Below are 23,112 nucleotides of genomic sequence, written 5' to 3'. Positions count from 1 at the left end.
ATGACCGGCATCAAGGACGTAGCCGAGCGATCGGGGCTCTCCGTTGCCACAGTTTCACGCGCGCTCAGCGGCAAAGGCAACGTCTCCCCCGCCAGCCGGGAACGCGCACGTGCAGCCGCAGCCGAGCTCGGTTTCGTGCTCTCCTATCACGCCTCCAGCCTGGCCTCGGGCCGTACGCACAACGTTGGCCTGGTGGTGCCCTCGGTCCACCGCTGGTTCTATTCAGCGGTGATCGAGGGTGCCTCCGCTGCGCTCCTGAGTGCCGGATACGACCTCACCCTCTACAACATCGGCGAAGACCCCCAACACCGGCACAGCGTGTTCAACGACTTCCTGCTGCGCAAGCGCGTGGACGCGGTCATCGCCGTCTCCTTGGAACTCAGCGAAGACGAGATGCAGCAACTCCTCGCGGTGCACCGTCCGATCGTTGGAATCGGCGGCCCCCTTCCGGGTGCTTCTACCATCCGGATCGATGATTCCGCGATTGCACAGCAAGCCACAAACCACCTCATCGGCCTGGGTCACACCAAGATCGCCCACATGACCGGCGAAGAAGCCTACGAGCAGGACTTCCAGCTTCCCGGGACACGGCGCGGTGGTTTCGAGAAAGCAATGAACGACGCCGACTGCCAGGTTCGGCCCGAATGGATCGTTTCCGCTGACTTCACTATCGAAGGCGCTTACGCCGCTGCCCGGCAATTGCTGGGGGGCGCGCCTGAGCGGCCGACAGCGGTGTTTGCTGCATCAGACGAGATGGCCATTGGCACCATTCTTGCTGCGCGTGACTTCGGCCTTCGGATTCCGGAGGACCTCTCGGTCATCGGCATCGATGGACACGACCTCGGGAGGGTCATGGGCCTCACCACGATTGACCAGGACGCGAAGGGACAAGGAGCACTGGCCGTGCGCACCTTGCTGGGCGCCATCAACAATGGCCTGGTCCTTGAACCTGCCGATACTGAACACCCCACCAAGCTCGTGGTTCGTTCGAGCACGGCCGTGCCCAAGAACGACGCCGCCTAGGATGTCGCTCGTTCCAGAAACAGGGACTACTGCCTAAACCAACGGCTACTGCTCCAGGACCTTTTCCATGACGAGTTCCTGCTTGGACGTGTCCTGGGGATATGGTCGGCTGTCCCCAGTGGTGTTGAAACCGTGCCGCCGGTAGAAAGCCAACGCCCTCGTATTGTCCTCGTGGACGCCCAACTCCAGGAGCTTGGCACCCAAGTCCATCCGGGCGGCCTCGCACGCCTGGTGGAGGAGTTCATCGGCCAACCCCAAACCTCGATGTTCGGGGGCAACATAGACACTTATCAGCATGGCTTGAAGTGGCCTCTGCGGGTCTTGAGGATGCTTCAGGACAACCCTCATCAGCCCACAGAACGGGCTTCCATCCACGCCGCCGTCAGCTACCAACGTCACGCTGGAATCGCCGGCCATAGCCGCAGCCCGTTCCTGCCACTGCGCATCCGTTTGCCGCCGGGCGGCCTCCAGGCCTTCGACATAAGCCATGGGCGTATCCGTAAGCATTTCCAGCCGGACTTTCCTCAGCAGACACCAGTCTTCAGCACGAAGTCGCCTGACCCTAGGCAACTGTCCCGCCCATGAACCGTACGTAGCGATCCAGGACTCGAGGCCAACCTTCCGCATACGATGCCCGGCTGGCAGCAGGATCCTCTGCACCTTCCCAACCGTCATGCACCAACCGGACCTCCGTGCCACCCTCTACCGCACGGAACGAGACCCTAATTTCCGTGGACCAGAGGGGCGTGCTCGCCGGATACCAGCTCGCATGGAAGGACAACGGCGGCTGCCAGTCATCGATGGTTCCCCACACCGAAGTGCGTCCATCCTCGGCCGTCTCCAGGATCAGATTCTCCTCGAACTCAACGTGCGATCCCGCGCCGAACACACTCTCCTCTTCGAGGGGCCACCACAGATGAGGATGGTCCGTAAAGCCCAAAAAGGCATGAGAAACGCTGGTTGGCACCACCACTGTCAGCACCAGGGGTTCAAGGTCATTGGTGTCTTGTGACGACGGCTCGGGCTCCGGCTCGGGATGACTGAAAATACTGTCCATGACCCTCAACTGTACCGGTGCGGAAACGCGCATTTCTTCCGGCAACCATGTCCAGCCCGGAGTGCTGGGGGATGGCTTGGTTGCGCAGCCCATTGGCGCGGTGTTAGAGTCCCGTTGATCGTGATCTAACAACAGGAGGTGAGACCCATGAACGCAGTATCCGCAATGGGTGCTCCCCCGCAGTACACGATCTAGCGACTGATCTAGTCGCCAGCGGGAGCGCCACAGAGGCAATTCGCGAAAGGCGACTCCCATGAACACAACACCATTTCCAACGCAGCCCGTCACATCGACGACCACTTCCGGGCAGCCATCGTCCCCCCAGAATCAACCACAGGATAATTCCGCCGCGATTCCTGGGCGTTCAGCCGAGCGGGCGCTGGTGCTTGGTGGCGGCGGATCCACGGGCAATGCCTGGCTGATCGGCGTCATCGCCGGAATGTTCGACGCCGGCATGGATGTGACCAAATCCGACTTGACGGTCGGCACATCGGCCGGCTCCACCGCAGCGGCACAGATAGCTGGCGCGAGTCCTTCAGAACTATATGCAGCTGTCCTTGCCGCACCACCCCAGCCACAACGGCAGCGGCCGCCGCAAGCCAATTCAACGCAGACCAGTCCAACGCAGTCCGGTCCAATGCAGCCGCAGCCAGCACAATCTGGCCCAGCGCGGCAAGTGGTGGACCATTTGGAAAGAACACAGAAGATCATTGAGGCCTCTACGGATCCTGCCGATATGCGTCGCCGGATGGGCGCTGCAGCGCTCGAGTTGGCGGCTACAGCGGACGAATCAAGGCAAAGACAGTGGCGGGAAACCGTCGCCTCCCGGCTGCCAAGTTTGCAATGGCCGCAACGAAAAGTGCTGATCACTGCCGTGGATGCCAGGACGGGTAACGCGGTCCAATTCGACCGTCACAGCGGAGTGGAACTGGTGGATGCTGTAGCAGCCAGCTGCGCCAGTGGGTTCGCCTACGGCATCGGGGACGACCGATACATTGACGGCGGATACCGATCCAACGCCGAGAATGCCGACTTGGCATCCGGATACGCACGCGTCCTGGTTCTGTCACCATTTGGGGGCAGAACGCGGACTCCGCTGGAGTGGGGCCTGCACCTCGAAACACAGGTCGCCGAATTACGTGCCGGCGGCAGCAGGGTAGAAACGGTCATTCCCGACAGCAGCTCCGAGCACATGTTCGGGGCCAATGCGATGGATGTCTCCATGCGTCCGGCGGCTGCACAGGCCGGTTACGAGCAAGGCCGGGCCCTCGCGGACCAACTCAACGGGTTCTGGAACGGCTAAACCGGGCTTAAATAGGGGAAGCCCCGGCCGTGGTGGTCGGGGCTTGCCTGGTTCTGGTTTGGTGATCGTGCCGTTAATGCGGGAGACCCCCCGACCCGTGGTGGGTTGGGGGGTCTCGACCTAATGTGTGTCCGGCGGTGTCCTACTCTCCCACACCCTCCCGGGTGCAGTACCATCGGCGCTGTGGGTCTTAGCTTCCGGGTTCGGAATGGGACCGGGCGTTTCCCCCACGCTATGACCGCCGTAACCCTGTTACCCGAACCCCCGTGCCGGTTTGGTGCCGGTTTGGGGTGGGAAGCTTTGTGGTTACAACATGTGTGTTCCCTCGGTGTGAGGGTCCTGTGGTGTTGTGTATTTAGTTGTGGTTTTTGTTCCTGGAAGCAACGGGTTTTGTTGTTCGGGAACCACATAGTGGACGCGTGCAGTGTTGTGTGTGGTGTAAGTTGTTGGCCTATTAGTACCGGTCAGCTTCACGAGTCTTTAGTCCTCGCTTCCACATCCGGCCTATCAACCCAGTGGTCTGGCTGGGGGCCTCTCACACAAATTGTGTATGGAAATCTCATCTTGAAGCGAGCTTCCCGCTTAGATGCTTTCAGCGGTTATCCCATCCGAACGTAGCTAATCAGCGATGCACTTGGCAGTACAACTGACACACCAGAGGTTCGTCCGTCCCGGTCCTCTCGTACTAAGGACAGCCCTTCTCAAATTTCCTGCGCGCGCAGCGGATAGGGACCGAACTGTCTCACGACGTTCTAAACCCAGCTCGCGTACCGCTTTAATGGGCGAACAGCCCAACCCTTGGGACCTACTCCAGCCCCAGGATGCGACGAGCCGACATCGAGGTGCCAAACCATGCCGTCGATATGGACTCTTGGGCAAGATCAGCCTGTTATCCCCGAGGTACCTTTTATCCGTTGAGCGACGGCCATTCCACAATGTACCGCCGGATCACTAGTCCCGACTTTCGTCCCTGCTTGAGATGTCTCTCTCACAGTCAAGCTCCCTTGTGCACTTACACTCGACACCTGATTGCCAACCAGGCTGAGGGAACCTTTGGGCGCCTCCGTTACTTTTTAGGAGGCAACCGCCCCAGTTAAACTACCCATCAGGCACTGTCCCTGACCCGGATCACGGGCCGAAGTTAGATGTCCAAAGTGACCAGAGTGGTATTTCAACGATGACTCCACCCGAACTGGCGTCCGGGCTTCAACGTCTCCCACCTATCCTACACAAGCCACTCCGAACACCAATACCAAACTATAGTAAAGGTCTCGGGGTCTTTCCGTCCTGCTGCGCGTAACGAGCATCTTTACTCGTACTGCAATTTCGCCGAGTTTATGGTTGAGACAGCGGGGAAGTCGTTACTCCATTCGTGCAGGTCGGAACTTACCCGACAAGGAATTTCGCTACCTTAGGATGGTTATAGTTACCACCGCCGTTTACTGGGGCTTAAATTCTCAGCTTCGCCCTTACGGGCTAACCGGTCCTCTTAACCTTCCAGCACCGGGCAGGAGTCAGTCCGTATACATCGTCTTGCGACTTCGCACGGACCTGTGTTTTTAGTAAACAGTCGCTTCCCCCTGGTCTCTGCGGCCCACACCCGCTCCACAGAGCAAGTCTGTATCACGGGGCAGGCCCCCCTTCTCCCGAAGTTACGGGGGCATTTTGCCGAGTTCCTTAACCATAATTCTCTCGATCGCCTTGGTATTCTCTACCTGATCACCTGTGTCGGTTTGGGGTACGGGCGGCTAAAACCTCGCGTCGATGCTTTTCTAGGCAGCATAGGATCACCGGATCCCCCCATGCGGGGGTCCCATCAGATCTCAGGATCGTGCTCGAAACACACAGGAACGGATTTGCCTATCCCTGACCCTACATCCTTGGACCGGGGCAACCATCGCCCGGCCCGGCTACCTTCCTGCGTCACACCTGTTAATACGCTTACCTCCCGGGATCAGATCCCGCGCTCGGCCAAAACCCACACACCACAAGGGTGATAGGGCAGGCTCCGGGCGGTTAGTATCCCCCGCTTGGCATGGGCGGTTTTTCGCCGGTACGGGAATATCAACCCGTTGTCCATCGACTACGCCTGTCGGCCTCGCCTTAGGTCCCGACTTACCCAGGGCAGATTAGCTTGACCCTGGAACCCTTGATCATTCGGCGGACGGGTTTCTCACCCGTCTTTCGCTACTCATGCCTGCATTCTCACTCGTGTAGGCTCCACCGCTGGTTTCCACCGCGACTTCACTGCCCACACGACGCTCCCCTACCACTCCACACCCCTGAACCACGAAGGCTAGGGCACTGTGTGAAATCCACAACTTCGGCGGTGTACTTGAGCCCCGCTACATTGTCGGCGCGGAATCACTTGACCAGTGAGCTATTACGCACTCTTTCAAGGATGGCTGCTTCTAAGCCAACCTCCTGGTTGTCTTCGCAACTCCACATCCTTTCCCACTTAGCACACGCTTAGGGGCCTTAGTTGGTGGTCTGGGCTGTTTCCCTCTCGACTATGAAGCTTATCCCCCACAGTCTCACTGCTGCGCTCTCACTTACCGGCATTCGGAGTTTGGCTGACGTCAGTAACCTTGTAGGGCCCATCGGCCATCCAGTAGCTCTACCTCCGGCAAGAAACACGCAACGCTGCACCTAAATGCATTTCGGGGAGAACCAGCTATCACGGAGTTTGATTGGCCTTTCACCCCTACCCACAGCTCATCCCCTCCATTTTCAACTGAAGTGGGTTCGGTCCTCCACGACGTCTTACCGTCGCTTCAACCTGGCCATGGGTAGATCACTCCGCTTCGGGTCTAGATCACGCCACTACACTCGCCCTGTTCAGACTCGCTTTCGCTACGGCTACCCCACACGGGTTAACCTCGCGACGTAACACTAACTCGCAGGCTCATTCTTCAAAAGGCACGCCGTCACCAGAATCAGACTGGCTCCGACGGATTGTAAGCACACGGTTTCAGGTACTGTTTCACTCCCCTCCCGGGGTACTTTTCACCTTTCCCTCACGGTACTGGTCCGCTATCGGTCATTAGGAAGTATTTAGGCTTATCAGGTGGTCCTGACAGATTCGCACGGGATTTCTCGGGCCCCGTGCTACTTGGGATCCTCTCCAGGCGGTACACAACATTACGGTTACGGGGCTCACACCCTCTCTGGCCGGCCTTTCAAGACCGTTCACCTATGCCTGCACTACACACCCCACCAGTCCGGCAGAACCAGTACGGAAAGTCCCACAACCCCGCCCATGCAACGCCCGCCGGCTATCACACATGGAAACGGTTTAGCCTGATCCGCGTTCGCTCGCCACTACTAACGGAATCACTCTTGTTTTCTCTTCCTGCGGGTACTGAGATGTTTCACTTCCCCGCGTTCCCCCCACGCACCCTATGTGTTCAGATGCGGGTCACACAATCACCTTTAACAGCGTTGTGCGGGGTTTCCCCATTCGGACATCCTGGGATCAACGCTCGGTTATCAACTCCCCCAGGCTTATCGCAGATTCCTACGTCCTTCTTCGGCTCCTAATGCCAAGGCATCCACCGTGTGCCCTTAAAAACTTGACCACACACACGTCAAACTCTCGTTTGACGATGCATCATCCATTCGAGAGAACCATGACCACAAAGGGCCAGGTTCATTCATAAGAAATTGCTGTAAGAACACACACAAGTGTGTGTTCCAGATGCTCGCGTCCACTATGTAGTTCTCAAACAACAACCCCATCAACCAGACCCCCACCACAACAGCGGAAAAGGAGTACCGGAAGCAGGAACAAAAGAAACACCAGAAGTGCCCCCAATGCATTGCTGCAAAAAGGTCCTGTTGCCTCAGGACCCAACAGTGCGCCAAACACAACCCCACCAACCACGCCCCGGCAGCTTTCCAAACAACCCTCGCGGGTCGCCGTACTAACACCAGGACACAACCGGTAAAGGCCATGCCAAACAAGTTTGATTCGTTGATGTTTCCACCCATGAGCACCCACCGCAGAACAGACGCCTGCGCAATGGGCAACACTGACAACCCGTCATCCGCCCATGCAGGCGAACAACACAGTTGTTAGCAGCTCCTTAGAAAGGAGGTGATCCAGCCGCACCTTCCGGTACGGCTACCTTGTTACGACTTAGTCCCAATCGCCGGTCCCACCTTCGACGGCTCCCCCCACAAGGGTTAGGCCACCGGCTTCGGGTGTTACCAACTTTCGTGACTTGACGGGCGGTGTGTACAAGGCCCGGGAACGTATTCACCGCAGCGTTGCTGATCTGCGATTACTAGCGACTCCGACTTCATGGGGTCGAGTTGCAGACCCCAATCCGAACTGAGACCGGCTTTTTGGGATTAGCTCCACCTCACAGTATCGCAACCCTTTGTACCGGCCATTGTAGCATGCGTGAAGCCCAAGACATAAGGGGCATGATGATTTGACGTCGTCCCCACCTTCCTCCGAGTTGACCCCGGCAGTCTCCTATGAGTCCCCGCCATCACGCGCTGGCAACATAGAACGAGGGTTGCGCTCGTTGCGGGACTTAACCCAACATCTCACGACACGAGCTGACGACAACCATGCACCACCTGTAAACCGACCGCAAGCGGGGCACCTGTTTCCAGGTCTTTCCGGTTCATGTCAAGCCTTGGTAAGGTTCTTCGCGTTGCATCGAATTAATCCGCATGCTCCGCCGCTTGTGCGGGCCCCCGTCAATTCCTTTGAGTTTTAGCCTTGCGGCCGTACTCCCCAGGCGGGGCACTTAATGCGTTAGCTACGGCGCGGAAAACGTGGAATGTCCCCCACACCTAGTGCCCAACGTTTACGGCATGGACTACCAGGGTATCTAATCCTGTTCGCTCCCCATGCTTTCGCTCCTCAGCGTCAGTTACAGCCCAGAGACCTGCCTTCGCCATCGGTGTTCCTCCTGATATCTGCGCATTTCACCGCTACACCAGGAATTCCAGTCTCCCCTACTGCACTCTAGTCTGCCCGTACCCACTGCAGAACCGGAGTTGAGCCCCGGTCTTTCACAGCAGACGCGACAAACCGCCTACGAGCTCTTTACGCCCAATAATTCCGGATAACGCTTGCGCCCTACGTATTACCGCGGCTGCTGGCACGTAGTTAGCCGGCGCTTCTTCTGCAGGTACCGTCACTTTCGCTTCTTCCCTACTGAAAGAGGTTTACAACCCGAAGGCCGTCATCCCTCACGCGGCGTCGCTGCATCAGGCTTTCGCCCATTGTGCAATATTCCCCACTGCTGCCTCCCGTAGGAGTCTGGGCCGTGTCTCAGTCCCAGTGTGGCCGGTCACCCTCTCAGGCCGGCTACCCGTCGTCGCCTTGGTAGGCCATTACCCCACCAACAAGCTGATAGGCCGCGAGTCCATCCAAAACCACAAAAGCTTTCCACCCCCCACCATGCGATGAGGAGTCATATCCGGTATTAGACCCAGTTTCCCAGGCTTATCCCAGAGTCAAGGGCAGGTTACTCACGTGTTACTCACCCGTTCGCCACTAATCCCCCAGCAAGCTGGGATCATCGTTCGACTTGCATGTGTTAAGCACGCCGCCAGCGTTCATCCTGAGCCAGGATCAAACTCTCCGTTGAAGTAAAACAAATCAAACAGACACAACCACACCCACCGGAAATAACGACAGGCACGGCTGCACAAAATTCGAAACCAGCTGAAAACCAAACCACCACACACGGGGGTGCGCAGAGGCCCGGCCATAATTTCAACCAATCAATAAAACAATCGGCATCAACAAACTTGGCACACTATTGAGTTCTCAAACAACAGGTCACTATTCCAAAGCAGTACCACCAGCCTTCGCTGGATCGCTCCGGAGCAACTTTTCAAACTTACCGGCTGGATCTCTCGGAGTCAAATCGGCAAGCTTGACTTGATTTTTCCTTGCGGTTTCTTGTCAGCTTGGCGATCTCCACTCGGGGACCAGCGCGGGTACTAACTATACCCCTACTCAGCCGAGATGGCAAAGCCACTCAAAGAGGGGCACCTTGGCGCCACAACTACCCCGGAAACCCGGCTAAGCACCCAAACCCAACAACCCCCGGACGCAGTCAGGGAGCGTCCGGAGCATTGTTGCCCCGGACCCTCCCTGGCCTTGAAGAACTGTTCGGCTTGAAGAACTACTCAGCCAGCGTGAACCAGGACGCGCCAAGCGGCGGGAGTGTTACGGTCAATGCCGCCGGCTGGCCGTCCGTTCCAGGTGAGGTGGCTTTCAGCGTTCCAGCGTTGATGACGCCCGAGCCACCGTAAGTCTCGGAATCGGTGTTCAGGACTTCAACCCACTCCCCTGCTTCCGGCACTCCCAGAATGTAATCGTTGTGCGGGCCCCCGGAGAAGTTGACTGCGCACACCAACGGCTTGCCATCGTGGTCCCAGCGAATGAAGGTCAGCACGTTGTGGTCGGCGTCTCCGCCGTTGATCCACTGGAAGCCGGCAGGTTCGTTGTCGCGGATATGCAGTGCAGGCGTTGACTTGTAGAGGCCGTTAAGGTCGCGGACAAGGAGTTGGAGTCCACGATGCGCCGGGATGTCAGCAAGGAACCAGTCGAGTCCGTACTGCTCGGACCACTCCGCTTCCTGGCCGAATTCGGTACCCATGAAAATGAGTTGCTTACCCGGGTGTGCCCACTGGTAGGCGAAGAAGGCGCGGAGGTTTGCCAGTTGCTGCCAACGGTCACCGGGCATCTTGCGAAGCATCGATCCCTTGCCGTGGACTACTTCATCGTGGCTGATGGGCAGGAGGAAGTTCTCCGAGAAGGCGTAAACCATGGAGAACGTAATGGTGCCGTGGTGCCAGCGGCGGTTGATGGGGTCTTCGGAGATGTATTTCAGGGAGTCGTGCATCCACCCCATGTTCCATTTGATGCCAAAGCCGAGCCCACCGTGGTTGGTGGGTGCCGTGACACCGGGGAATGCGGTGGATTCCTCGGCAATGGTGACCGCGCCAGGGTGCGTCTTGTAGACGGTGGCGTTCACCTCCTGCATGAAGGAAATTGCCTCGAGGTTCTCGCGGCCACCGAACTTGTTGGGACGCCACTGCCCTTCCTCGCGGGAGTAGTCGAGGTAGATCATGGAGGCCACAGCGTCCACGCGAAGTCCATCGATGTGGAATTCTTCGAGCCAATACAGTGCGTTGGCAACGAGGAAGTTCCGCACCTCGGTGCGCCCGAAGTCGAAGATCAGTGTGCCCCAGTCCGGGTGTTCGCCCAGGTTGGGATCTGAGTGCTCGTACAGTGCCTCGCCGTCAAAGCGAGCCAGCGCCCACGAATCCTTGGGGAAGTGAGCCGGGACCCAGTCCAGCAGGACACCGATGCCTGCCTGATGCAGGGAGTCCACAAGGAAACGGAACTCGTCGGGGTGCCCGAACCTGGATGTCGGGGCAAAGTAGGACGTGACCTGGTAGCCCCAGGAACCACCGAAGGGGTGCTCTGCCACGGGCATGAATTCCACATGGGTGAAACCGAGCCACTTCACGTAGTCAACCAGTTCCTTGGCCAGCTCCTTGTAGCCCAAGCCAAGGCGCCAGGATCCCAGGTGCACTTCGTAGACACTCATGGGTGAGTTGTGCGGGTCCTTTTCTGCGCGCGCAGTCATCCACTCGGCGTCCTTGAAGCGGTAGCTGGAGTCCACCACGCGGGATGCGGTCAGTGGCGGAACTTCCGTGCCGAAGGCCAAGGGGTCAGCCTTTTCCAGCCAGTGCCCGGTCTTGCTCAGGATCTCGTATTTGTAGCACGCCCCTGCTACAACCCCCGGAATGAAGACTTCCCAAACACCGGACGAGCCGAGGGAACGCATTGCGTGGCTACGGCCATCCCAGCCGTTGAAATCACCCTTGACCCGGACCGCCTGGGCGTTCGGGGCCCAGACAGCAAAGGAAACGCCGTCTACTTCACTCAGTGAAGAGCGGTAGTGCTGGATGTGGGCGCCAAGGACATCCCAGAGACGCTCGTGCCGGCCTTCGCCAATCAGGTGCAGGTCCACCTCACCCACGGTAGGCAGGTAGTGGTACGGATCATCAATGGTGACCGGTTCGGCGTCGTACACCACTTCCAGACGATAGTCCGGCACATGGCCGTGCTGAAGCGGATCCAGGACGACGGCCCAAATGCCGTTGGCTTCGTGCTCCATGGCAGTGCGTCCGGCCTCCGTCACCACCGTTACCGACTTGGCGAGGTGCTTCACGGTCCGGATGGTGACGTGGCCGTGATCGTCCAGGTGGGCGCCGAGCACGGAGTGTGGTGCGTGGTGGGCTCCAGCTGCCACGCGGGCCAAGGTCTCGGAGTCCACATGCAGGGGAACTCGGGGCCGTTCGGTGCGTGCAGAGCCTGTCATTTCATTACCTTCCGCTGTAGCCGCGGCGTGCTTGCCGCGGCTCGTGTTGTCGAGGATTTGCCGTGATGCGTTGACCGGAATGGACAGCCAGTCCGGCCGGTTCCGCAACTCATAGACCACCTCATATAAGGCCTTGTCCAGCCACAATGCCACAAAGAGTGGCGAGCGGCGGTCAATGGTTCCCGGCATGACTTCGCTGTAACCAGCCAGGAACGCGGTGGAGCAGTCGTCCGCCCATGTCGAGGGCACCTTGGCTTCGGCGTTCTCACGAACAGCGGCTCCTGCCGCGTAGTCGAAGGAGCGAAGCATTCCCACAACATCCCGCAAGGGGAGATCGGGAGTGTTGCGCTCGTTAATGGTCCTGAGGGGCTCGCCTTCGAAGTCCAGGATGGCCCACCGACCCGGTGCCCCATTCTTTCCGGGAACCTTGAGGATCTGGCCAAGGTGGAGGTCGCCGTGGACGCGCTGCAGCTGACCCACATCGCGGGGATGCAGCGTGGCAAGCAGCTCTTCGAGATTGGCCTCATAAGGCCCGACGGCGGAAGCCGCTTCCGCCCATGACTGGCGGACGCGACGGGCCAGGGTCGCAATAATGTCGGCGCCCTGCGTTTGGCCATCCAGTGTGCCGAAAGTTTCCGCGAGCCTGGCGTGGACCGTTGCTGTTGCAGCACCGAGTTCGTGGGCCTCTTTGGTGAAATCGGCACCTGCTGCAGCGGCTTCGACAGCCAGCCTCCATGCATCCAGTCCACCCAGCAGGAATTCATGGGCAACCGTGAGCTCGCCAGTGGCCGGACCGCCTGGGCCCTGGCCCTCCCAGGAACCCGTGATCCAGCCGAGCGTGGCCGGGACCTCGGTGGTCCCCGCCGCTGTCAGCGCGGCACCCAGCTCCACTTCGGGATTCCTGCCGGCCGCCAGCACGCGGAAGATCTTCACGATCGCCATTGAACCGCCGTCGTCAATGATGACGGACGTGTTGGACTGTTCCCCGGAAAGCACGCGGACCGAGGTGGGCCCTTCCGGAAGGGCCACGCGGCCACGCGTGAGATGGCCCGCGGCAAGACCGTCACCCACGGCGCCCTCGCGCCGCATGAGATCCAACCACGCCGTAATGAACTCGGGGTCGTAGACGGCGTCGTACACCAGTCGCAGCCCTTGTTCCGGGTCCGTGACCTCCCCCAGCAAAGCTGTGGGGGCCTCCGGCAACGGCTGGCTTCTGAAGCTCAACGGGACCTGGACAACGTCGGTCCGGGGACCGCCGTCGGCCGTCCGATACGTGACGGCGAGCAGTTCAACCTGCAATCCGGCGCTACCTTCCGGGTATGGGAGGTTGAAGCCGCCAACACGCTCCAGCGCAAAGTCGGGACTCTTCACCGGGAACCAGCGTTTGGTGGGAAGCCAGCTCCGGAGAAGACTTTCGATCGAGGGGTCAAGTGTTCCCTTTTTCATCTCATCCTTTGGTCGACACCACGGGAATCGCCTGGGTAAATGGCGATGAGGGGTTGGAAAACGCAGAGCGCAGCCGCAGCCAATAGAAGTTGTGGCTACCCAGCATGACCGTCAGTTGGCCGTTGTCCCCCACAGGCGGGAATGTTTGGCCACCGAAAATGTCGCGGAAGCCTCTGCCCGCGAATTCGGGCAGATCCAGCGTGGCGGCCACGGGATGCTGAGAAAGGTTGAAGACGCACAGAATCGTCTCTGCGTCCTCGCCTTCAGGATTGCCCGCTGGCAGTTCCCGGACATAGGCCAGAACAACCTCGTTGTCCGCTTCGATGTGGCGGAAACCTCCCAGGCCGAACACAGGGTGGTTCCTTCGCACGCTGAGGATCTGCCGGGTCCATCGCAGCAGTGAGCCTGAATGCGCAGCCTCTGCTTCAACGTTGGCCATGCTGTAGTTGTAGACCAGGGACTGGATCACCGGCAGGTACAGCTTGCCCGGGTCCGCCCCCGAGAAACCCGCGTTCCTGTCCGGGTTCCATTGCATGGGTGTGCGGACGGCGTCGCGGTCATCGAGCCAAATGTTATCCCCCATGCCGATCTCGTCCCCGTAATAGAGGAAGGGGCTACCCGGCAGGGAGAGCAACAGAGCGTTAATGAGCTCAATCTCAGCCCGGGAATTGTCCAGCAGCGGAGCCAGCCTCCGCCGAATACCAATGTTGGCGCGCATCCTGGGGTCCGGTGCGTACCAGCCAAGCATGGCGGCGCGATCGTCCGCGCTGACCATCTCCAGCGTGAGTTCGTCGTGGTTCCGCAGGAAGGTCCCCCATTGGGCGCCCTTGGGAATCTCCGGAGTTTCCCGCAGGGTCTGGATGATCGGAGCCGCTTTCTGGTCCCGGAGGGCGTAGTAAAGCCGGGGCATGATCGGAAAGTGGAAGGCCATGTGGCATTCCGGGGCTTCGTCGGTGCCGAAGTACTCCACCACCTCCTGGGGTGGCTGGTTTGCCTCGGCGATGATCACGCGTCCGGGGTAATTGGCATCCACCATCCGCCGCAGATCTTGCAGGAAAGCGTGGGTGGCCGGCAGGTTCTCGCAGTTGGTCCCTTCCTCCTCGAAGAGGTACGGAACGGCGTCGGCGCGGAAGCCATCGATTCCCTGGTCCAGCCAGAACCGGATTACGTCATAGAGCGCCTCGATGACTTTGGGGTTCTCGAAGTTCAGGTCCGGCTGGTGGCTGAAGAAGCGGTGCCAGAAAAATTGGCGCCGGATGGGGTCGAAGGTCCAGTTGGATTCCTCCGTGTCCACGAAGATGATGCGCGCATCCTGGTATTTCTCATCCGTATCGCTCCAGACATAGAAATCGCCGTAGGGACCTGTGGGGTCCTTCCGGGATTCCTGGAACCACGGGTGCTGGTCCGAGGTGTGGTTCAGCGGGAGGTCGATGATCACCCTGACGCCGCGGGCGTGTGCTTCCGCCACGAGGCGCTTGAAGTCGCTGATGGTGCCAAACTCGTCCAGCACCGAGGTGTAGTCGGCAATGTCATAGCCGCCGTCACGCAACGGTGAATGGAAGAACGGTGGCAACCAGAGGCAGTCAACGCCCAGCCACTGAAGATAGTCCAGTTTCTCGATCAAGCCGTGGAAGTCACCGGAGCCATCCCCGTTGGCATCCGCAAAGGCCCGCACCAGTACTTCGTAGAAGACTGCCTTGCGGTACCAGTGTGGATCATGCTGGAGACCGGGGGCATTCAGCTCGAAGGTGTTCTTCGGAGTGAAGTACTGGCTGGGGTTTTGCGGAGAAAAACTCACTAAGGCTGCCTCCGGATGCTCAGGATGTGTGCGGGCTCCACGTGTGCGTCGAGCCTGACGTAGTTGTGTTCACCCCACCACCAGCTCTGCCCGCTGATCAAGTCATCCACCAGGAACCGGCCGTCCTCGTTGAAGTCCGCAGGGTCCAGCTGCAGGGCCGCCAAGTCCAGGGAGACCGTGCTTTCGCGGGCGCTGTGCGGATCCACGTTGACCACGATGATCAAGGTGTCCTTCGTGCCATCCGGCAGCGTCTTGTGCTTGGAGTAGACGATCGTTGCGTCATCCGTGCTGCTGTGCAACGTCAGGTTCTGCAGGTCGCCCAGGGCAAGGTGGTCCTTGCGGATGGTGTTGAGCCTGGTGATGTACGGCGCGAGCGTGCGGCCCGACGCCGCAGCGCCTTCCCAGTCCCTTGCCTTGTACTCGTACTTTTCGTTATCGATGTACTCTTCCGCACCTGGCCGTGCAAGGTGTTCGTACAGCTCGTAGCCGGCGTACACGCCCCAGAGCGGGCTCGCCGTGGCAGCCAGGACAGCCCGGATGCGGAAGGCCGCGGGACCACCGTACTGGAGGTACTCCGTGAGGATGTCCGGCGTGTTTACAAAGAAGTTGGGCCGGAAGAAAGCTGCGCTCTCGTGGCTGACCTCATGGAAATACTGCTCCAGTTCAGTCTTGGTGTTCCGCCAGGTGAAGTAGGTGTAGGACTGCTGGAACCCTGCCCTGCCCAATGCGTGCATCATGGGTGGACGAGTGAAAGCCTCGGCCAGGAAAACTACCTCTGGGTTCTTTTTGTTGATCTTTCCAATCAACCATTCCCAGAACCAGACAGGCTTTGTGTGCGGATTGTCCACGCGGAAAATCTTCACGCCATGGCTGATCCACAACTGGACGATCCTCAGGATTTCCTTGGAAAGGCCTGCGGGATCGTTATCGAAGTTCAGGGGATAAATATCCTGGTATTTCTTTGGCGGGTTTTCGGCATAGGCGATCGACCCATCCACACGGGTGGTGAACCATTCCGGGTTTGACGTCACCCAGGGGTGGTCGGGGGCTGCCTGCAACGCCAGGTCCAGTGCAACTTCGAGTCCGAGCTCGCGGGCGTGGGCAACAAAAGCGTCAAAATCTTCAAAAGTGCCCAAATCCGGGTGAATGGCATCATGGCCACCGTCCTTGGAACCAATGGCCCACGGCGAACCCGGGTCCTGGGGGCCCGGTGTCAGCGTGTTGTTGCGGCCCTTGCGGTGCTGGAAACCGATCGGGTGGATCGGCGGCAGATAGATGACATCGAAGCCCATCTCCGCAACCGCCTCCAGGCGCTTGGCTGCGGTGCGGAAGTTGCCCGAGGTCCAGATACCTGAGGCGTGATCCAAAACCGCGCCCTCGGAGCGGGGAAAGAACTCGTACCAGGAACCACGACCCGCGAGGTCACGTTCCACCTGCAGCGGGAACGGCTCCGAAACCGTCACCAGCTCACGGATCGGAACGCGTCCGACGGCGGTCAGCACCTCTGGGCTGAAACCGGCGCCAAGGCGCTCCTCGGCAGATTTGGTGGTGTCGGCGAGGACGACTGAAGCGGCACGCAGGGTGCGCTTCTCCGCCGCGGTGCGGCCGGCGTCGTCGTCGGCTGCTTCCGAAAGGAGGGCGGCGCCCTCTGCGAGCATCAACTCGACGTCAATGCCGGCGCCCACTTTGACTTCAGCGTTGTGGTGCCACGTTCCATAACGGTCGTGCCAAGCCTCAATGACGAAAGACCACGCGCCCGTGCCGGACGGCGACAGCAAACCCTCCCAGCGGTCCAGGCCTTTCCAGCGCTCATCCTTGGCCGGTGCCATGCGGACCCGCTGGCGCTCCTTGCCCTTGGGATCGAGCAGGACGGCGGAGACGCCGAGTTGATCATGTCCTTCACGAAAGACGGTCGCCCCGATGGCGAGATCCTCACCCGGAAGGGCCTTCGCGGGGAACCGGCCACCCTCAACCACCGGCTGGACGGCCGTGATGGGGAACCGGCCGAAGCGAAGTCCGGCGGTGATGTCCGTTTTCGTCTTGGATTTCAAAGCGGTCATGGTTCGCGAGGTATTCGTCACAACCACGACGTTAGCGACAAAAATCCAAGAATGCTAAGCACACGAGCCATCTTCACGACGCAAGATGACTTTTACCTAAAAGAAACCCAAACAAGTTCCGACTGCCATGTGAGTCCGTTAGTGTGGCGCTCGTGAAGGCAATTCGAAGATTTACAGTCCGTACCGTCCTCCCTGAGCCCATTCGGCCCCTGGCCCGCTTGGCGACCAACTTGCGCTGGTCCTGGCACCGGCCCACCAGGGAACTTTTTGCGAGCCTTAACCCGGCTCTCTGGGAGGCCGCGCAGCACGACCCCATCGCCCTCCTGGGGTCCATCAGCAGGGAGCAGCTGCAGGACCTGGCCAGCAACGGCGAAGTCGTAAACCGGGTGCAGGAAGCTGCAGCCGATTTGGACCGCTACCTCAGCGAGCCCCGCTGGTACCAGGGCTTGGGTGATGAAGCCCCGGCCTGCATCGCTTACTTCTCGCCGGAATTCGGCATCACCGAGGTTCTCCCCCAGTACTCCGGTGGCCTGGGCATCCTTGCCGGTGACCACCTCAAAGCCGCATCGGACCTCGGGGTGCCGTTGATCGGCGTCGGGCTCCTTTACCAGGCCGGCTACTTCAAGCAGTCGCTGTCCCGTGACGCCTGGCAGCAGGAAACGTACCCGGTCCTGGACCCGGACGGCCTGCCGCTGACGCTTCTGCGCCAGCCCTCCAAGGACGGCGTTCCGGGCAAGCCGGTGCACATTTCGCTTCCGCTTCCCAACGGCCGCGAGCTGCACGCTCATGTTTGGCGTGCCGACGTCGGACGCGTTCCGCTGCTGCTGCTGGACTCCAACGTCCCCTCCAACGACGAAGCCGCGCGCGGCATCACCGACCGCCTGTACGGCGGTGGCGGCGATCACCGCCTCCAACAGGAACTGTTGCTGGGCATGGGCGGCGTCAAGGCCCTGCGCGTCTACCAGGAACTGACGGGCACACCCGCACCGGAAGTCTTCCACACGAACGAAGGCCACGCAGGATTCCTGGGAATCGAACGCATCCAGGAAGCGATGTCCGACGCGACTGATCCCCTCACCTGGGACGAAGCCCTCGCTGCAGGCCGTGCATCCACCGTCTTCACCACGCACACCCCCGTACCGGCAGGGATCGACCGTTTCGAGACCCTCCAGATCAAGCACTTCTTCGAAGCCGGGCTCGCCCCTGCTGTGCCTGTGGACCGGATCCTGGAACTCGGCCGGGAAAACTACGACGGCGGCAACCCTTCCGTCTTCAACATGGCAGTCATGGGCCTGCGCCTCGCCCAGCGCGCCAACGGCGTAGCCAAGCTGCACGGCGTGGTTTCGCGGGAAATGTTCTCCGGTCTGTGGCCCGGTTTCGACCACTCCGAGATCCCCATCACGTCCGTGACCAACGGCGTCCACGTTCCCACCTGGGTGGACCCGCGGATATCGACCCTGGCACGGCAACAATTCGGTCCAGAAGCCGAAGCCCTGGGCCGCTGGGACCTCGCCTACAACGTCAGTGACGAGGACGTCTGGGGCCTCCGCAAGCAACTGCGCACCCAGCTCGTCGAAGACGTCCGACGCAGGCTGCGCGCCTCGTGGAAGACACGCGGCGCCGCCGACGCCGAGCTTGGCTGGACGGACAACGTACTGGATCCGGACGTGCTGACCATCGGCTTCGCCCGACGCGTGCCCACCTACAAGCGACTCACGCTCATGCTGCGCGACCCCGCGCGTCTGAAGGCCCTCCTCCTGGACCCCAAGCACCCCATCCAGTTGGTTATCGCAGGCAAATCCCACCCCGCAGACGACGCCGGCAAGAAAATGATCCAGGACCTCGTCCGGTTCACCGACGACCCCGAAGTGCGCCACCGGATCGTGTTCCTCCCGAACTACGACATCGCTATGGCCCGCACCCTCTTCCCCGGCTGCGACGTCTGGCTCAACAACCCACTGCGGCCGCTGGAAGCCTGCGGCACATCCGGGATGAAAGCAGCCATCAACGGCTCACTCAACCTCTCCGTCCTGGACGGCTGGTGGGACGAAATGTACGACGGCGAAAACGGCTGGGCGATCCCCACAGCCAACAACGGCGCATCCGCAGATGAACGCGACGACATCGAGGCTTCCGCACTCTATGAGCTGCTGGAAACCCAGGTAGCACCGCGCTTCTACGGGACCACCGTGGCCCAAGGCGCCGGGGCAGCAGGACCCTCCGAATCCAGCCGCGAAACCGTGCCCACCCACTGGGTGTCCATGATCAAGCACACCCTGGCGAACCTGGGTCCGGCAGTCTCAGCCGAACGCATGCTCCACGACTACGTCAACAACCTCTACTGCCCCGCAGCAGTAGCCGGGCGTCGGGCCACCGCTGAATCCTTCAAGGAAGCCAAGGAACTCGCGGCCTGGACCTCCAAGGTCCGCAGCGCCTGGCCCGAGGTCGTCGTGGAACACGTCGACTCCGTCGGGGTCTCCGAAGAACCCCAGGTCGGCGACACCCTGCAGGTCAACGCCTACGTGGCACTTCACAACCTGACACCCGACGACGTCTCCGTGGAAGTAGCCTTCGGACGCGCCGAGGAATCCGACGAGCTTGAGGATATCGTCGTAGCGGAACTGGACTCCCTGGAGAACCTCGGCGGCGGACGCCACCTCTTCCACGGCGACCTGGTCATCAACCGCTCAGGCTCCTTCGGCTACACCGTCCGCGTGTTCCCGAAGCACTCGGCGCTGGCCTCAAAAGCCGAGCTGGGGTTGATCGCGAACGCCTGATCCTTGCTTCGCCCGTTGGGCGGCCGTAACCCTCGGCGTGCTAGCTCGTTCCTCGCTTTTGACGCACGCTCCCGGGTCACGGTCGCCCAAAAGGGCGCCAATGGGTGTAGCCGGTTCGCGGTCAGTTCCACTTTTGTGGCGCCTCGTGTCCTTCGGGTCCTCGGAGGTCCTTGCAGGAGTGTGCGGTCTTTCGTTCTTTAATTTTCGAAGACGGCGATGACTGCGAGGTCGCGGCCTGCGTAGCGTTCGGCGTCTTGGAGGATTTCGCAGACCACGCCGAAGGAGCGGTCCGTTCGGTAGGCCGCTGGGACTTGCCAGATCATCGTGACGGGAGTGCCGCCGTCGTCGGACAGGGCGTCGGCGAAGTCATGCAGGGAGTCATTGAGGGCGTCCAGGTTCACGCCGTAGTACTCCGGGAAGTCCAGGACCTGGGCGAAGACTTCCAGGACTGACTGCTTTGTTGCTGCCGGGGGGACCATCACGGTCCTGCGGCCGGCGTCGGAAATCTGCTCCTGAAGTTCTTCGAGGGTCCAGGTGTCTGCGGAATAGATCTTCATGGGTTCCTACTTGCCTTCGACGATGAACTTGAACGAATCGTAGTGGTCAGCGGTGTAGTACTTCGCCGTGTCCTTGCCAACAATGATTCGGCGGGCGCCTCGGTTGGACGCACCAGGTGTTTCGACTGTGTATTCCTTGTAGAAGCCGCTGGATTTCTTGGGCAAGAGTCCTTCGAAGTTGCCGAAGTTTCCGTCGTCTTCCCGGTACGGGTACGGGCCGCCTTTCGCGATCAGGGCAAGCGTCTGTTGCCCTTCCTTGGGCAGCTGCGAGGCGTTGATGGTGGGCAGCGCAGAGGGGTTTGCCACGGACGGCGGCGTTGACACGGAGCCAGGCTCCGCCGTCGTGGTTTGTGTGCTGAACGCTCCTTGAGGGGCTGTCAATGGGCCTCCGCCCACCATTGCGACCACAAGCGCGACGACGGCAATCACCAGGGCTGCGAAGGCCAGCAGTTTGCTGCTGCTCCGTTTCATGCGGGGACTCCTAGGTGCGGTAAATGTTGATGGTGTTGGCTTGCAGGATATCCCGCTCGCCCGACGCCACCAGGGCACCCTTCCGGCGTTCATGCAGCACCGAGGTTGTGAACCGGAGCTCGAACATGCGCTTGCCGATGCCCGTTTCGCTGAGGATCTCGGGAAGCACCATCTTCACGTCCTGGTTGCTGCCGTTCACCACGATCAAGCCACGGATTTCGCTGTCCTCGTGACCCATCAGGAGCTGGATGGAGCGCGCGTTGGGATCATTCCAGCGCGCGGGCGTCATGCGCTTTCCCTTGTCGTCGAACCACTGCAGGTTGGAATCGTTCGCGTGGGCCGGGAAGCTCTCGGGCTGGTGGCGCAGGAACCAGCGGCGGAGCCTCACAAGCTCCCTGGTGGTCTGGAACATGGCGTTGGCTTCCTGGGTCCGGCTCCAGTCCAACCACGCCGTGGGATTGTCCTGGCAGTAAGCATTGTTGTTGCCGTGCTGCGTGCGCCCGATCTCATCACCAGCGGTGATCATGGGAACGCCAATGGACAACAATAAGGTAGCCATCAGATTCCGGACGGACAGCGCCCGGGCCGCCACGATTTCCTCGTTCTCGCTGCGGCCTTCAAAGCCATGGTTGTAGCTGCGGTTGTCTCCGTGGCCGTCCCTGTTCTGCTCACCGTTGGCTTCGTTGTGCTTGCGGTCGTAGCTCACCAAGTCCTTGAGCGTGAAGCCGTCGTGTGCCGTGATGAAGTTGACCGAGGCCAAGCGCGTGCGGCCGGAGGGCGCAAACAGGCTCGCCGAACCTGCCATCAATTCAGCCAACGACGCGACTGAGCCGCCTTGGCCGCCAGCCTCCATGGCAGCGCGATCGGAGAGCCAGAAGCGCCGGACGCCGTCGCGGAAATGGTCGTTCCAATCGGACCATCCCTGCGGGAACCGCCCTGTCTGCCAGCCGCCGTAACCCACATCCCAGGGCTCGGCAATGAGCTTGACCTCTGACAGCACCGGATCCTCGGCAATGGCCCGCAGGAAGGGATGGTTGGGATCGAATTGGTTGCCAGCGTCCCGGCACAAGGTCACGGCGAGGTCAAAGCGGAAGCCGTCCACGTGGAAATCATTCACCCAGTACCTCAGGGAATCCAACGCCAGGTCCACCACCACGGGATCGCTGAAATCCAAGGTGTTGCCGCATCCAGTGGTATCCAGATAGCGCCCATGTGCATCGTGCCGGTAGTAGCGCTTCTCCGCGAGGCCACGGAAACTCAACGCGGGCCCGTCCGGTCCGGCTTCCGCGGTGTGGTTGTAGACCACGTCCAGAAGGACCTCGATGCCGGCCGCGTGGAGCAACTTGATCATGCCCTTGAGCTCGTCCTGCACAGCGTGGGGGCCTGCGTTCCGCGCAGCCTCCGTAGCGTAGTCGGAGTGAGGGGCGAAGAAGGCAGCAGTGTTGTATCCCCAGTAGTTCGTCATGCCCAGGTCCTGGAGGTGGGACTCGTCCAGGTGGAAGTGGATGGGCAGGAGTTGCACGGCAGTGATTCCAAGCTCGGTCAGATGCTGGATCATCACGGGGTGTGCCATCCCGGCATAGGTGCCGCGGAGGTGCTCCGGGATGTCCGGGTGGAGCATCGTCTGACCACGTACGTGGGCCTCGTAGATCACCGACGTACGCATGGGTGTCCGCGGCGGCGCGTCGTCGCCCCAGTCAAAATCCGATGCCATATGGACACTCGTGAGGAATTCGCCCCGCTGATCCACAGCGCGACCATAGGGATCCAGCAACAGTGACTGTTCGCCGTCGTCATCAACATCCAGTGCCGGTACTGACATCGGCAGCCCGCCCTCAGCTGGAGCGGCGCGGAAACCGTAGCGTGTGCCCGGCGGCATGCCGCTGACGATGCCAAAGTGCACACCATCCTCCAGGTTGGGAAGGGTGTGAACCCGCCAACCATCACCCGGTGCCTGGTACGCCACTTCAACGCGTTCCAGGTCGGGTGCAAACACTGCAACGTTCACGTTGTCTGTCTGCTGGGTGACTGCATCAAAGAAGTCGGGCTGGGGCTTGCTCAGTCCGAAGGGCCTGGGGCGCGATGCATCCAGGGCGGCTGCTGGGTCCAAAATAGGCATAACCATTGCTTGCAAGTTTAGTTCCATACAGGATGAGTGCTGAGTCAGCCTCCCGTGTGACGGCGCGCACCACGTCAAATTTCCGGTACGTACCGGCCGCGGTCGTAGTTCCGGGCCGCTCACGTGCTGGAACGCTTT

General features: G+C 60.5%; 11 protein-coding genes and 3 rRNA genes. 3 read left to right on the top strand and 11 right to left on the bottom strand.

Annotated features, from left to right (window positions below; genetic code table 11):
* Positions 1-1,023, top strand: coding sequence for a LacI family DNA-binding transcriptional regulator (locus VUN82_04525; protein XAS73119.1), 1,023 nt, complete (start codon positions 1-3; stop codon positions 1,021-1,023).
* A 45-nt stretch (positions 1,024-1,068) separates the two neighbouring features.
* Here the strand turns inward: VUN82_04525 and VUN82_04520 are convergent, their stop codons facing one another.
* Together VUN82_04520 and VUN82_04515 are read right to left on the bottom strand one after the other, a co-directional pair.
* The gene (locus VUN82_04520) at positions 1,069-1,512 is read right to left on the bottom strand and encodes an N-acetyltransferase (GenBank protein ID XAS73118.1); all 444 of its coding nucleotides are present in this window, start codon (positions 1,510-1,512) and stop codon (positions 1,069-1,071) included.
* Between the two features lie 73 nt (positions 1,513-1,585).
* On the bottom strand, positions 1,586-2,080 hold the full coding sequence (locus VUN82_04515; GenBank protein XAS73117.1) for an SRPBCC domain-containing protein: 495 nt from the start codon (positions 2,078-2,080) through the stop codon (positions 1,586-1,588).
* A gap of 253 nt (positions 2,081-2,333) precedes the next feature.
* Here VUN82_04515 and VUN82_04510 point away from each other — a divergent pair, with 253 nt between their 5' ends.
* Complete coding sequence (locus VUN82_04510; GenBank protein XAS73116.1) at positions 2,334-3,383, top strand: patatin-like phospholipase family protein; 1,050 nt, start codon at positions 2,334-2,336, stop codon at positions 3,381-3,383.
* A 129-nt stretch (positions 3,384-3,512) separates the two neighbouring features.
* On the opposite strand, the gene rrf is transcribed toward VUN82_04510, so the two are convergent.
* From rrf to VUN82_04480, 6 genes are all read right to left on the bottom strand, one after another.
* Positions 3,513-3,629: ribosomal RNA gene (gene rrf, locus VUN82_04505) — 5S ribosomal RNA — on the bottom strand.
* Between the two features lie 187 nt (positions 3,630-3,816).
* A 23S ribosomal RNA gene (locus VUN82_04500) occupies positions 3,817-6,961 on the bottom strand.
* Positions 6,962-7,472: 511 nt separating this feature from the next.
* Positions 7,473-8,992, bottom strand: a 16S ribosomal RNA gene (locus tag VUN82_04495).
* The 16S, 23S and 5S rRNA genes sit together here, the layout of an rRNA operon.
* 543 nt (positions 8,993-9,535) lie before the next feature.
* Positions 9,536-13,192 (bottom strand): 1,4-alpha-glucan branching enzyme, encoded by a 3,657-nt coding sequence (locus VUN82_04490; protein ID XAS73115.1) that lies wholly within the window; start codon positions 13,190-13,192, stop codon positions 9,536-9,538.
* A gap of 1 nt (position 13,193) precedes the next feature.
* Entirely contained in the window at positions 13,194-14,990 is a 1,797-nt protein-coding gene (treS, locus tag VUN82_04485) for a maltose alpha-D-glucosyltransferase (GenBank protein XAS73114.1), read from the bottom strand.
* On the bottom strand, positions 14,990-17,050 hold the full coding sequence (locus tag VUN82_04480) for an alpha-1,4-glucan--maltose-1-phosphate maltosyltransferase (protein XAS74606.1): 2,061 nt from the start codon (positions 17,048-17,050) through the stop codon (positions 14,990-14,992). Before VUN82_04480 ends, treS begins: the two co-directional genes overlap by 1 nt.
* A 152-nt stretch (positions 17,051-17,202) precedes the next feature.
* Between VUN82_04480 and glgP the strand changes: the two genes are divergently transcribed.
* Positions 17,203-19,827 (top strand): alpha-glucan family phosphorylase, encoded by a 2,625-nt coding sequence (glgP, locus tag VUN82_04475; GenBank protein ID XAS73113.1) that lies wholly within the window; start codon positions 17,203-17,205, stop codon positions 19,825-19,827.
* Between the two features lie 197 nt (positions 19,828-20,024).
* Here the strand turns inward: glgP and VUN82_04470 are convergent, their stop codons facing one another.
* The 3 genes from VUN82_04470 to glgX are packed head-to-tail and all read right to left on the bottom strand — an operon-like array spanning position 20,025 to position 22,980.
* On the bottom strand, positions 20,025-20,384 hold the full coding sequence (locus tag VUN82_04470) for a barstar family protein (protein ID XAS73112.1): 360 nt from the start codon (positions 20,382-20,384) through the stop codon (positions 20,025-20,027).
* Between the two features lie 6 nt (positions 20,385-20,390).
* Positions 20,391-20,855: a ribonuclease domain-containing protein gene (locus VUN82_04465; GenBank protein ID XAS73111.1), complete on the bottom strand. Its 465-nt coding sequence runs from the start codon at positions 20,853-20,855 to the stop codon at positions 20,391-20,393.
* Positions 20,856-20,865: 10 nt separating this feature from the next.
* Complete coding sequence (gene glgX / locus VUN82_04460) at positions 20,866-22,980, bottom strand: glycogen debranching protein GlgX (protein ID XAS73110.1); 2,115 nt, start codon at positions 22,978-22,980, stop codon at positions 20,866-20,868.
* Positions 22,981-23,112 lie beyond the last annotated feature (132 nt).

This window comes from Micrococcaceae bacterium Sec5.1 (assembly GCA_039636795.1).
Lineage (GTDB): Bacteria > Actinomycetota > Actinomycetes > Actinomycetales > Micrococcaceae > Arthrobacter.
The sequence above is the reverse complement of the archived record's forward strand: the minus strand, read 5'-3'. Positions and strand labels throughout refer to the sequence as shown.